This window comes from Streptomyces scabichelini, assembly GCF_011045015.1.
Lineage (GTDB): Bacteria > Actinomycetota > Actinomycetes > Streptomycetales > Streptomycetaceae > Streptomyces > Streptomyces scabichelini.
Genome location: NZ_JAAKZY010000064.1, coordinates 1 through 12,277 on the forward strand (window position 1 = coordinate 1; position 12,277 = coordinate 12,277).

The 12,277-nt window shown below is 67.5% G+C and carries 10 protein-coding genes and 3 pseudogenes; 6 read left to right on the forward strand and 7 right to left on the reverse strand.

Features of this window, described 5'->3' with window-relative positions:
- From G5C60_RS21080 to G5C60_RS51180, 3 genes and pseudogenes are all read left to right on the forward strand, one after another.
- Window positions 1-264 (forward strand): zinc-binding dehydrogenase (locus G5C60_RS21080; protein ID WP_165261572.1); only part of this gene is annotated, 264 nt, incomplete at its 5' end.
- A gap of 29 nt (window positions 265-293) precedes the next feature.
- Entirely contained in the window at window positions 294-458 is a 165-nt protein-coding gene (locus G5C60_RS51175; RefSeq protein ID WP_206439796.1) for a hypothetical protein, read from the forward strand.
- Window positions 459-505: 47 nt separating this feature from the next.
- Window positions 506-958, forward strand: a pseudogene (locus G5C60_RS51180) (alpha/beta hydrolase); the annotation flags it as partial.
- 168 nt (window positions 959-1,126) lie between these two features.
- Here G5C60_RS51180 and G5C60_RS53715 read toward each other — a convergent pair.
- A pseudogene (locus tag G5C60_RS53715) lies at window positions 1,127-1,213 on the reverse strand (hypothetical protein); the annotation flags it as partial.
- 289 nt (window positions 1,214-1,502) lie between these two features.
- Window positions 1,503-1,664, reverse strand: a pseudogene (locus G5C60_RS54205) (IS110 family transposase); the annotation flags it as partial.
- Between the two features lie 218 nt (window positions 1,665-1,882).
- Between G5C60_RS54205 and G5C60_RS21095 the strand changes: the two are divergent.
- From G5C60_RS21095 to G5C60_RS21105, 3 genes are all read left to right on the forward strand, one after another.
- Window positions 1,883-2,317 carry a cupin domain-containing protein gene (locus G5C60_RS21095; RefSeq protein ID WP_165261574.1) on the forward strand — a complete coding sequence of 145 codons (435 nt, stop codon included), beginning with the start codon at window positions 1,883-1,885 and terminating at the stop codon, window positions 2,315-2,317.
- Between the two features lie 182 nt (window positions 2,318-2,499).
- Window positions 2,500-3,498 (forward strand): ketol-acid reductoisomerase, encoded by a 999-nt coding sequence (ilvC, locus tag G5C60_RS21100; RefSeq protein WP_165261576.1) that lies wholly within the window; start codon window positions 2,500-2,502, stop codon window positions 3,496-3,498.
- 669 nt (window positions 3,499-4,167) lie between these two features.
- The gene (locus tag G5C60_RS21105; protein WP_420907395.1) at window positions 4,168-4,332 is read left to right on the forward strand and encodes an ABC transporter permease; all 165 of its coding nucleotides are present in this window, start codon (window positions 4,168-4,170) and stop codon (window positions 4,330-4,332) included.
- Between the two features lie 223 nt (window positions 4,333-4,555).
- Here G5C60_RS21105 and G5C60_RS21110 read toward each other — a convergent pair whose 3' ends face one another.
- The 5 genes from G5C60_RS21110 to G5C60_RS21130 all read right to left on the reverse strand — a co-directional run bounded on the left by G5C60_RS21110 (window position 4,556) and on the right by G5C60_RS21130 (window position 12,224).
- Window positions 4,556-7,792, reverse strand: a complete 3,237-nt coding sequence (locus G5C60_RS21110) for a glycoside hydrolase family 38 N-terminal domain-containing protein (protein WP_165261578.1) — start codon at window positions 7,790-7,792, stop codon at window positions 4,556-4,558.
- 107 nt (window positions 7,793-7,899) lie between these two features.
- The gene (locus G5C60_RS21115) at window positions 7,900-9,093 is read right to left on the reverse strand and encodes a glycoside hydrolase family 76 protein (RefSeq protein ID WP_165261580.1); all 1,194 of its coding nucleotides are present in this window, start codon (window positions 9,091-9,093) and stop codon (window positions 7,900-7,902) included.
- Window positions 9,094-9,129: 36 nt separating this feature from the next.
- A complete protein-coding gene (locus tag G5C60_RS21120; protein WP_206439797.1) occupies window positions 9,130-9,945 on the reverse strand; it encodes a carbohydrate ABC transporter permease in 816 nt (271 codons plus the stop codon).
- A gap of 3 nt (window positions 9,946-9,948) precedes the next feature.
- Window positions 9,949-10,914 carry a carbohydrate ABC transporter permease gene (locus tag G5C60_RS21125; protein WP_165261582.1) on the reverse strand — a complete coding sequence of 322 codons (966 nt, stop codon included), beginning with the start codon at window positions 10,912-10,914 and terminating at the stop codon, window positions 9,949-9,951.
- Complete coding sequence (locus G5C60_RS21130; protein WP_165261584.1) at window positions 10,911-12,224, reverse strand: ABC transporter substrate-binding protein; 1,314 nt, start codon at window positions 12,222-12,224, stop codon at window positions 10,911-10,913. Before G5C60_RS21130 ends, G5C60_RS21125 begins: the two co-directional genes overlap by 4 nt.
- Between the last annotated feature and the right edge of the window lie 53 nt (window positions 12,225-12,277).

A 12,277-nucleotide genomic window follows, 5' to 3' on the forward strand; every position in this document is an offset into this window, starting at 1 on the left:
CTGGTCCGTCCGGGCGGGGTCGTGGTGAACACGACGGTATGGATGCCCGCGCCCTCCGACCAGGAGCGCGGCGTACGCGGCATCGACCTGTTCGTCCGCAGCGACGCCGACCAGCTGTCGCAGCTGGCAGCGCTGATCGACCGCGGCGAGCTGCGCGTCGACGTCGCCGAGCGGGTGCCGCTGGCCAAGCTGCCGGCGCTCCACGCCCGGGCCGCCGAAAACGCGGTGCACGGCAAGGCCATCGTCGTCCCGCCCACCGCCTGATGCCGATCCTCCACCGAAAGGAAAAGGCCATGGCACTGAGTTTGGATCCCGAAATCGCCGAGGCGCTGGCCCCGATGGCCGGCGCGATGGCGGACGCCACACCACCGGCCGTGGGGGACATCGCGGCGCGGCGCGCCATGTGGGAGCCGATCATCGGCCCGCGGGAACGGCCCAGCCGGTCCCGGCCGACGTGAAGACCAGCGAGCACTACACGACCACCGGCGACGGAGCGCGGATCACCATGCGCTGGTACACCAAGGACGGCGCGGCGCCTGGCCCGGCCGTGCTGTTCGTCCACGGCGGCGGATACATCTTCGGCCACATCGACCTGTTCGACGGGCCGCTCGCCCGCTACGTCTCCGCCAGCGGCGTACCGATGCTGTCAGTCGAGTACCGCCGCGCCCCCGAGCACCCCTTCCCGACCCCGCTCGAGGACGCCTACACCGCACTGCGCTGGCTGCACGAACACGCCGCCGAACTCGGCGTCGACACCGACCGGATCGGCGTGATGGGTGACAGCGCCGGCGGCGGAATCGCCGCAGCCGTGTCGATCCTCGCCCGCGAGCGCGGCGGCCCGAAGATCGCCCGGCAGATCCTTCTCATGCCGATGCTCGACGACCGCACCACCACCCCCGATCCACACATCGCGCCCTACCTGCTGTGGTCCTACGACGACAGCCTCACCGCATGGCCGGCCCTGCTCGGCAGGCCGCCGGCGGGCCCGACGTCCCGGCCACGGCGACGCGAGCCGTACCCGAGCGACCTGTCGGATGAAGCCTGGACGCTGATCCGGCCGGTCATCACCTCCCGGGCGTGGGAAGTGGGTGAGGCCGAAGGTGTGCCACAGGACCACGTCCTCGCCGTCCAGCGGGCGGTCGCCGGCGACGAACGCCTCCAGGCCCCCGCCGCCGGGGCTCTGGTTGACGATCACTACGACTCCGCCGAGCACTCACAGAACACCCCCTCAGAACACGTGAACAGAGCCACGGTGAAGTGATGACCCGTGGAGCAAGGGCTGCTTCGAGAGTATCCGCGTGGTGGCAGAGGGCCGCGCTAAACGCATCGCAGGCAGGGTTGAGTCCGGTGTGGGCGGCGAGCTCGATGCGGTGCTGTGCGAGGGATGAAGGACTTGGCCCTTCGGCGCCGTGCTGCCGGGATCTGTGGGAGCCCCGGGGGTGCCTCTATGTCTTTCGTCAAGCAAGGCTTGGGGTTCGGGGTTCGTAGAAGGTGCCGTCGCGGAGCACGATGTCGAGGGTGCCAGTGTCCGGGACCACGACGGTCTGCTCGTCGAGTACCTCGGAGACGTCGTCGATGAGCCGTGTCGCCACGCGCGGGGCCCTGGGTTGGACCACCACCCGCCGCCCGCCCACCGACCACGCATGTGTTGTTCCGGCGCGGTCATGTGGCGGTTGTGTTCTATCGGATGACGGTGTGGTTCAAGCTTGTGCTGTGCCCGTCTTCCTAGGCTGTGGAACAGGTACGGCCCGGCCTGTTCAGGGCCTGAAGCACATACGAAATACGAGAAGCGCGTGAGCCAGCCGACGGCAGGCGATGTTTGTTGCGAGCGCACAGACACGTACGCGATATTCATGCTTTCTTCCTGAAGTGAGAGAAGCGAATGCGGAATTTATCCAAAATGCTCACTGTTGGTGCGGTGCTCGCGGGGGTGACCTTGCCTGCCGGGGCCGCTCACGCGACTCCCGGCGGCCCGGGAGTCGTCGGCAAGGTCATCACTCAGACCACAGTCGGCGGTAAGGACTACATCCTGCGAGAGGTCACCATCCCGCCGGGTCAGGCCACCGGTTGGCATTACCACGACGGCCCCCTCTACGGATACGTCAAAAAAGGAACGTTGAGCCACTACGACGCCACCTGTGCTTCAGACGGCGTGTACAAGAGCGGCACCACGTTGAAGGAACCCTCTGGGCCCGACCGCGTTCACATCGGCCGCAACCTCGGCTCCACGGACGTTGTTCTGGAGGTCCTCTACATCCTCCCGCACGGCGCACCCTTCTCCCAGGACGCCCCCAACCCTGGGTGCGACTTCCAGTGAGCCGCGTATGACAGCCCGCGGCGGGACTTGACTCAGCCCGCCGCGGAGCGAGTGTTGGAGCTTCTTCCGCGAGGTCTGGCAGATGGCCCGCGGGGGCCTTGTCAAGGCAACACCCATCCACGCCCTTCCACCCGCCGTCATACGGTGGGACGCAACACCTGCACACAAGGAGAGAACCCAAAGTGGCCGAGCTGTTCTACGACGCTGACGCCGACCTGTCCATCATCCAGGGCCGCAAGGTCGCGGTCATCGGCTACGGCAGCCAGGGCCACGCCCACGCGCTGTCGCTGCGTGACTCGGGTGTCGACGTCCGCGTCGGTCTGCACGAGGGCTCCAAGTCCAAGGCGAAGGCCGAGGAGGAGGGGCTGCGCGTGGTGACCCCGGCGGAGGCCGCCGCCGAGGCCGACGTGATCATGATCCTGGTGCCGGACCCGATCCAGGCACAGGTCTACGAGGAGTCCATCAAGGACAACCTCAAGGACGGCGACGCGCTGTTCTTCGGCCACGGCCTGAACATCCGCTTCGACTTCATCAAGCCCCCGGCGAACGTCGACGTGTGCATGGTCGCCCCCAAGGGCCCGGGCCACCTGGTGCGCCGTCAGTACGAGGAGGGCCGCGGCGTGCCATGCCTCGCGGCCGTCGAGCAGGACGCGACCGGCAACGGCTTCGCGCTGGCTCTCTCGTACGCCAAGGGCATCGGCGGCACCCGCGCCGGCGTCATCAAGACGACCTTCACCGAGGAGACCGAGACCGACCTGTTCGGCGAGCAGGCCGTCCTCGCCGGTGGTACGGCCGCGCTGGTCAAGGCCGGCTTCGAGACGCTGACCGAGGCCGGCTACCAGCCGGAGATCGCCTACTTCGAGTGCCTGCACGAGCTGAAGCTCATCGTCGACCTGATGTACGAGGGCGGCCTGGAGAAGATGCGCTGGTCGATCTCCGAGACCGCCGAGTGGGGCGACTACGTCACCGGCCCGCGGATCATCACCGACGCCACCAAGACCGAGATGCAGCAGATTCTCGCCGACATCCAGGACGGCTCCTTCGCCCGCGAGTGGATGGCCGAGTACCACGGCGGTCTGAAGAAGTACAACGAGTACAAGCAGGCAGACGCCGAGTCGCTCCTGGAGACCACCGGCAAGGAGCTGCGCAAGCTCATGAGCTGGGTGAACGAGGAGGACTGACTCGAGGACGAGGAGACTCGACGCAGCCTCCGCGCAAGGTGCGCTTTGGTCACGTTGTTGCCTTCGCGGTTGCGGCTGCACTGATCATCCTCATCCGCGGTCGGGGTGGTGCTGGGTCGAGGCTCGTTGCTGGAACGGTCGGCGCTGTTGTTCAGCGTGGTCAAGCTGATCGGTGCCGCGTACTTGGTGTATCTCGGGGGAAGGCGTTCAGGTAGCGCCGTACGCGGGTGACCTGGCAGCGGTGGCCGTTCCCGGCGGGGCGCTGCGTGCCGCGCGGGACGGGTTCGTCGTCGGGTGACGAACCCGAAGAACGTGATCTTCTTCCCTTCGCCGTTGCCTCAGTTCGTGGACCGGTCGCAGGGCCATGTGCCACTGCAGATGGATGATCGTCTTCGGGTTTGTCTTCGCACCGTGATCGCGGTGATCTGCCGTTCGGCGTGAAGCTTGCTGTCCAGCAGTGCGCGCTCGTGGTTCGCTCGCTCGCCGCATCGTCTCGAGGTCGTCACCGGGACCGAGGGTAGCGACGGTCTTCGCCGAGCAGCAGGTGTCGCTCCGCACGGTCCGTCGGCAGGACGGACACAGGGGACGCGGGGGAGCGGAACTGGCCTGACCGAGTCTCAACTACGTGCCGACCTCGGCGGAATCGGCGGCGTCCTCCTTGGCGTCGGCGTGACCACCGCATACGCCTTTTCCCAGGGCTGGCCCGTGGTCGTCCCGGTCTGGGCGATGGCAGGCGGCGTCGTCACAACCCTGGTGATCGGCGCCCTGGCCGGCTTCTACCCCGCCTTCCGCGCCTCCCAACTGGCCCCGAGGGAAGCCCTGGCCGCACCGTAGCGACCCTTCATCGAGCCCGGCCGGGCCTCCCGCGGCCACGCAGAGTGTCCTGCGTGTAGCCCGCCGACCCACCCGCGTCCCTCGGGAGCGAACACCTCAGCGGCGCCTGCAAGCTGGATGCGGTCCGGCTCGCCAAGGTGGCCGAGCAGCAGACGATCCGCCTCAGCTACGTACCGCCCCAGCTACGTTCCGCCCCGGCATGGTGGGGCTCATGTCCGGTGCTTCAGCTGATCTGTTGCTGTGGAGTTGGCGGTTTGGAGCTGCGGTCTTCCGACGTGCTGACTGCCGCTTGACGCAATTGGAGGGTGACTGCTGCCGGTCCGAAGGCCGGCACATCGACCGAGATGACGCCGTCCGGTTCCGGGTTGAGTTCGCTGGGGAACAGGCCGAGGTAGTTCGTGTGGAGAGCCTGGGTGAAGGGGAACCGGGTGCTCAGACGGCAGGTGACCGGGACATCGGCGTTGGACTGTAGGCGGATCATGAGGCTTCCTTCGCTCGGGACGGTCAGGCCCACGAGACGTACACGGGGATCCTCCACGGTCAGGAACTGCATCTGCGCCGGCGGATTCAGCTGCGCCTCGGCACGGGCGCGGACCGCTACGAGCGGGTGGCTGGTGACGGCCGCGGTACGCATGGCCAGTTGGTCGCCGAGTCCGCCGGAGGCGTGTGCGGCACTGGAAGTCCCCTCGGCGGCGGCGAAACCGACGCTGTAGCGAAAGACGTGATCAAAGGCCTGCTGAGCGGGGAAATTCGTGTCCCAGATGTTGTTGTGCACCCAGGAGAAAACGGTGGCCGGTTCCTCTTGCGGCAACGACTGCGGGTAGGGAACGTAAGGGATCGCGATCCCGCCGAGCTGGACGAGGGGCGCGTCGGCCGTGGCCAGCGCGGCGTGGTGGAGGCCGTCCCTCAAACTGATCCAGCGCCGGACGGCTCGCATATGGGTGGCGGACCCTGGCACGGTCGCAAGTCCGGTGCCCGTGACGCCGCCTGTCGCTTCCATGCGTACGGCGGGATCGTCCAGGGCGAAGGGGAAGGCGAAGAACGCACTCTCCTTGGTCAGCGTCGCGGATTTGTCGATGCGGTTTTCTATGTCGATGCGAGCCGCGTCGTGGGGCAGGTGCACCGTCACGCGGAGTCGGCGCGTGCCGGCCGGGGCGCATTCATAGACAAGCGTGTGGCCGGTGGCGTCGACGCGGCGTTCGACGAGTGCTGCGGGCGGTGCCGTGTGGCGCGAGGCGAGCAGGTGCATCGAGTCGTCGGCGACGGTCTTGCTGGACTGGTGATTGAACGCCCCGGCGGTGGCGTACTCGTCGTACACGTAGCCGTTGAAGCCGATGACGGCGTCCCGCCGGACGAGTTCGCGCCCGGTGTGCTTGTCGAGGATCGAGCCGATGCAGGCCTGGCTCAGATCAACCGCGACGCGCAGGTGATCGTTCTCCAGGACGGTCGGATCCGCGGGCAGGTCGGTGCTGTCACCGTTTTCCGTAGAGGCGGTGGAGGAAGTGGCACCGGGGAGGATGTCCAGGCGCAAGGATCCGCAGGCCGGCACGTCAGTGAGAGGCACGCGCAGGAACCGGCCGGCTGCCCGGTGGCGGTCGTTGCTCTGGGCTTCCTCCGTAAAGGGCAGGGACGTGCCGGTACGGGCATCGAGAACCCGCACTGCCTCGCTCAGTGCCACGGTGCTCTCGGGCAGGAACAGTCGCGCCGTCTCCGTGCGTGGCCAGCTGCAGGTGTTCACGATGTGGTAGCAGGCCAGAGCGCCAGTTGAGGGCGCGAAGGCTTCGCCGAGCAGTGCGGCGGCGGAGTCCAGCAGGGTCTCCGCGTCGTCGTGGGCGCGCAGGGCTTGGGAGTACTTCCAGTGCCACTGCTTTTCGCCGGAGCCGTGTCCATGATCGCCGTGGGTCCAGGGGTCACCGGCGCCCCAGGTGTGTTCGTTGAACAGGGAGGCCGAACGGTAGACGGCCGGCGCCGTCTTGGTGATGACCGGGCTGCCGGGCACGCCCATCAACTGAGCGTAACCAGCCACGGTCTGCGCCTCGGCGAGGGCGGCCTGGCCGCGGCGCGTGGCAGCGAGCGGGACGGCCCCCGCACCGACCCCGTCGACCCACCAGTCGCTCCAGTCACCCTGATAGGTCTCCAGCTGGTCCCCGACACGCTTTTCGGCGTCCTCGAAGAAGTCCTGGTTCCGGGAGGTCCGCAGTTGCGGGAATGCCCACTGCTCGTTCCAACGGCGCACGGTTTCGGAGATGATCCGCCGGGGCGGGCCATTGTCCGCGAACTTGCCCAGCACCCGCAGGTGCAGCACGTCCCAGGGATAGGGATCGGCTGTGACGCCGTGATCGAGAATGGGGAAGCCCGGGATCCCGCGGCCTTCGTGCGGGTAGGGGAACTCGGCCAGCGCGCTGAGGTAGGCGGGCAGGAGGTCGTCGACGTGGTGGTAGGACTCGTCGAATCCCAGAATCGATCCCTCCATGTACGCCAGCCCGTGCGGTGTGTCCGTGCGCCAGACCAGGAGGCTGTTGCCGCTGGGTGCCTGCCAGCGGAAGAGCCGTGGCAGGTGTTCCCCTCCGACGAGGTGCGGTACGGCGCGCCCGGCCCAGTTGTGCGCCACGGAGAGGTAGCGGATGCCGTTGCCCGCCAGGACGTCGGGCAGGCCGACCACTTGGCCGGGCACGTCGGTCTGCATGGCTGTTCGGATGTCGACGCCGTGCCGGTCGCGCAATTCCAGCGCGGGGCGGATGAGTTCGTGCAGTTCGTCGGTGGAGCAGGTCTCCGTGTGGAGGTTGAACGGCATCGCCGTGAGTTCGACGCGGCCTTCGCGCACCCGGTCGAGGAAGCTGTCGACCTGGCGGCGAGGGCGGTTGGACTGCCAGTCCTGGAAGGAGTGGAAGCCCTCAACGGCCCACCGGAACCGGGCAGGTTCCGGCCAGTCGTCGGTGTCGTGGCACAGCTCGAGCAGCGAGTCGAGGTAGGCGCGGTGCTCGGCCATCACCCGACCTTGGGGGTCGGTGTAGCCGATGTCGAGGTGGGAGTGCTGCACCAGGTGGAGCGTCCAGTGACGCTGCGGGCGCGCCTCGAAGTCGAACCGGGTGCCTTCTTCCAGGTCGGGCAGCTCGAGCAGCAGGGGTGTCGGTGCGTCCACTTCCGGCACCAGGATGCGGGTGTCGGAGCCTGGACCGGGGAGGATTACGCAGGTGACCGGGGTGCCCCCGCTCGTGGTGACCCGGGCCCGGGTGATGCGCGGCAGGGCGTTGTGCGAGTCCGCGTCGCGGCGGCGCAGACGCAGTCGGATGGACTGGAGCAGTCCACCTTTGCCGTCGCGGCGCAGCAGGGGCTCGCCCGACAGTTGCACCCGCAGGTCGCCGATGCCGGCGCTGGTGGTGACCACGCGGTCACGCAGGATGTCGCGCGCGATGTCGGAATCCCACCAGGAAGGCCGGGTCAATGGTGCCTTGGGCATGGTGCGTTGCTGTCCTTTTGGGTTGAGAGATTTGGGTTGAGTTGATGATGTGCGGGCCAAAGCGCGGTGTCACGAGGGGGGCGGTCAGCCGGCTGGGGATGGTGGTCTCAGCGTCTGGTGCGGGCCAGAGTGGCGAAGATCTGGATCATGGCGGACTGTTCGAGGGTTTCGGCCGGAATCCTGGGGTCGTAGTCGCCGCCGCCCGACGGCTGGAAGTGGAACAGCCCGGTCGCGGCGTTTCGGTTGGTGGCGTACGCGCTGTCCGCGTAGGTGCTCATGGCCTGCCGGTAGGCGGGGTTGGGGCGTACGGCGTCCAGGGCGAGCAGGTCCTTGAAGTAGAAGGCGTTGAAGATGGCCGGCTGGTCGTGCAGGCGGCTGCCCTGGGTCCAGTACGCCAGGGAGCCCCGGGCGTCCTCGACGGCCTTGTTCAGGTAGGCGGCGTTGCCGGTGCCGCGGTAGAGGGCGGTAGCCGTGCCGATCATGGAGCCTGAGTTGTAGGTCCACAGGGTCGGGTTGGTGCTGCCGTCGTCGCCGCGGTCGTTGGCGTACAGGCCCGGTTCCTTCCGCATGCACGAGTACACCCAGCCGTACCACTGCTTGGCCTTGTCGAGGTAGGTGCGCTTGTGGGTGTGCTCGTAGAGCCTGGCGGCGAGCTGGGCGGACAGGGCCGTGACATTGGTGGCGCGGACGTTGTTGTTGGGGGAGTCGAACCAGTCCATGCCGCCGGGGCAGGGCTTGGCGGGGTCGCCGTCCCAGGCGCGGGCGACGATGGGCACGACCTGCTCGGCCCGGTTCAGGAACTTGGTGTCGCCGGTGCTCTCGTACTGGTCGAGTTGGCTCAGCGCGACCACGGCGTTGTCGTCGTAGTACACGTCACCGCCCGTTCCCAGCGGGGCCGGCAGATAGGACTGGTAGCCCGGCCGGGCGCCGGGCGCGAAGTACAGCTCGACGGTGCCGAAGCGCTCGGCCGCGTCCGGGCGGTAGGCCGGGCCGGTGCGCGGGAGTTGCTGCATGTCCACGGTTGCCGCGGCGGCCTCGCGCAGCGGCCACAGGTAGGAGTGCTCCCGGTCCGTAGGCTGCCGGGGCGTGCGTTCCAGGTACAGGCCGTGGTTGTCGGCGCCCTCGTACAGGTGGGTTTGCAGGGCGTCGTAGGCGTTGGTGGCACGGTCGGCCCACACGGCGGAGGACACGGGGTGAGGGCGTGCGGGAGGAGCGGGCTGGGCGTGCGCGGGGACGGCACTCCACAGCAGGCTTGCGCAGGCGGCGGTCACGGTGGCATGGCGGAGCAGTGATCTCAGCATGGTTGCCCTTCGTGGCTGGCAGGAAGCGTGCAGGGGTCAGCGGTGGATCTTGAGGCTGCTGATGAAGAAGCGCTGGGCGGAGAAGAACAGCACCAGGGTCGGTAGGGAGACGAGGAGGGCGCCGGCCAGCACGACCGGGGGCCCGACGTTGGAGTAGTTGCCCTGCAGATCGGCGAGCGCGGCCATGATGGGCCGGATGTTGCGGCTCGTGGTGAGCGTGATGCCGAACATCAGGTCGTTCCAGACGGCCACGAACTGGAACACGAACACGGCGATCATGGCGGATTTGCTCAGCGGGACGTGGATCTGCCAGAACAGCCGCCACCAGGAAGCACCGTCCACGCGCGCGGCTTCCACGACTTCCCGCGGCAGTGTGAGGGCATAGTTGCGCATGACAAAGAACGCGAAGGGAATCGCGATGGCCGTGTAGATCAGAACGAGCCCGATCTGGGTGTCGTAGAGGGAAGTCTCCGCGTAGGAGAGGAACAGCGGCCGGATGAAGACCTGCAGGGGCAGTAGCGTGCCTGAGTAGATCACCCAGAACCACAGCACCTGGCGCTTCACGGGCATGATGATGGTGGCGAATGCGGCGCACGTGGCCACCCCGACAGCGGCCAGCGCGCTGACAACGGCGTACAGGAGACTGTTGCCGAGCGCCGGGCCGAGTTGGGCCTTGTCCCAGGCCTGGGACATGTTGTCGAACAGTCCGAAACTCTCCGGCAGCCAGTGCGGACTGCCCGAGTAACTCTCGGCTGGAACCAGTGCGTTGACCACCAGGAGCCAGGTCGGAACCAGCCACAGCACGGCGAGCACCACGACGGTGCCATTGCGCAGAACTCGGCCCAGAGACATTGGTTATTCGCCTTTCACGTCGAGCTGACGGCGCAGATAGAGCCAGGAAGCCGCCAGCACGATCACGGTGAGAACGACTGCGATCGCCGCTCCCGCACCAGGCCGCAGTTCCAGGAAGGTCTCGTTGTACATGGACACCGCAAGGGTCTCCGTGGCACGGCCGGGGCCCCCTTGGGTGAGCACCCAGATCAGGTCGAACGACTTGAGGCCGTTGACGAGACTCATGCCGATCACGATGATCGAGACAGGCCGGAGCTGAGGCAGGACGATGTGGCGGAACTGCTGCCAGCTCCCCGCGCCGTCCAGGGCGCCGGCCTCCACGGTCTCCGGCGGGATGGACTGCAGGCCGACCAGAAAGAGGATGACGGCCACGCCGGTGGCCTGCCAGGCGTTGGCGAGGATCATCACGACGGTGTTGCCCGGCCAGGTCAGCAGCCATCCCTGGGCGAGTGAGTCCAGATTCAGCGTGGTCAGGACCTGGTTGACGGCGCCGTCGGTCGTGAGCATGAAGTTCCAGACCACTGCCACCGCAGAACCCGAGAGCGCATAGGGAAGCACGACACACAGCCGTGCCAGCCCCGACCAGCGGGTGGCGTTGGTCATGCAGGCGATGGCAAGTCCGAGCACGAAGGGGAGCAGGACTGTGCCCACCACCCACATCAGCGTGTTCTGGATCGAGCGGGACAACGCCGGGTCGGAAGCGAACAGTGAGTAGTTGTCGAACCAGCTGAAGGACGAGGTCCGGGTGTCGCTGAAGAAGCTTCGATAGACGGTCCAGACGAACGGGGCGAGCAGGAAGGCGGTGACCAGGAGTACAGCCGGAGCCATGAACGTCCCGGCCGTCAGGCGCTCACGCCTCTTGCGCCACGTGTGCGTCGTGGGCGGAGGCGGTGCACTGCCGGGTGAGGACACTATGGGGAGTCCGCCGCCGGTGGCGGAAGTGCGTTGGTCGGTCGAGGAAGTGCTCATGCTTCGTCACGCCTCCAGGCGGCCCATTCGTCTTGTGCACGCTCCTGCATCCGGCGCAGCGTGGTGGCCGGGGAGGTCTGCCCGGCCATAAAGCCGCCCAGGTCGTTGGTGTTGCCCTGGATGAGGCTCGGAGGGCTGGCTTCCCAGTACCTGATCAGCGGGAGCCGGCGCTCCCGGGCGATGTCCCGCTGTAGCTCCGCCACGACCGGGTTGCTCGAACGCACCGTCGGGTTGGCAGAGCTGTCCTGCAGGAAATCGCTCCACACCCGCTGGACCGACGGGTCGAGCCAGGCTCCGACATTCTTCATGGCCGCGGCGTGCGAGGAAGCGCGGGCGGGCACCGCGAAGACGCCCGACTCGGTGATCACACTCTTGGGGGCCGAGGGCCGCACCGTGGGAAGAATGAAGGCACCGTAGTCGACGCCCGGTTTCATGCCGACGGCGCTCATGCCCTGCGCCTGCCATGTGCCGTGCAGGAACATGCCCACCGTGCCGGCCTTCAGCGCGCCGGGGCCGCGGGCCTGGTCGAAGTCGGGCGATGTCATCCAGCCCTTGCGCATGAAGTCGTGCCAGATGTCCATCGCTTGGCGCGCTGCGTCGTCGAGATAGGACGCCTCGCCTGCCACCAGCTTCTGGTAGAAACGCGGGTCGACCTTGGTGACCAGCTCCTGGAACCACTCGATCGCGGGCCAGCCCCCGACTTGGCTGGCCAGGAACGGCGTGATCTTGTTCCGTTTGAGAACCTCCGCACAGCGCAGCAGTTCAGCCCAGCTGGACGGGGCGGACAGCCTCAGCTTCTTGAACACAGGCTTGCTGTAGAACAGCACGTAGTACGACTCGTACAGCGGGACGCCGTAGACCTTCCCGTCGTACGACATCGTCTCCCGGGTCGCGTCGCGCACCCACCCCTTGGCCGCGTACTGCCCCCAGACGCTCGACAGATCGGTGAGTCCGCCTGCGCGGGCCAGACGCTTGAGCTGATAGCCCGAGGCCCACTTGACCATGTCGGAGGCCTTCGAGGTCTGCAGGGTCATCTGCACGACCTGCTGATACGACGTCACCGAGGGATTCGACAGCGGCCGCAACGCATACCCGGTGATCTTCTCCAGTTCGCGCCCGGCTGAGCGATACCCCTCGTCCCACGTGGCGTTGTCGTTGGAGATGCTCGTCGTCCCCGGCTGCGGGGAAGTGCTTGTTCCGCGAGCGCAGCCCTCTACCGCGAGAGTGACCGCACCTGCGGTCAACCCGGCGAGGAAGCGACGCCGAGCAAGCGGCGCGGCTGCGCGGCGGGGCGTGCCCGATGCTGTCATTGATCACCTTCACCGAACGGGCCACCTGGCATGGCCGGATGTGAGCCTGAAGT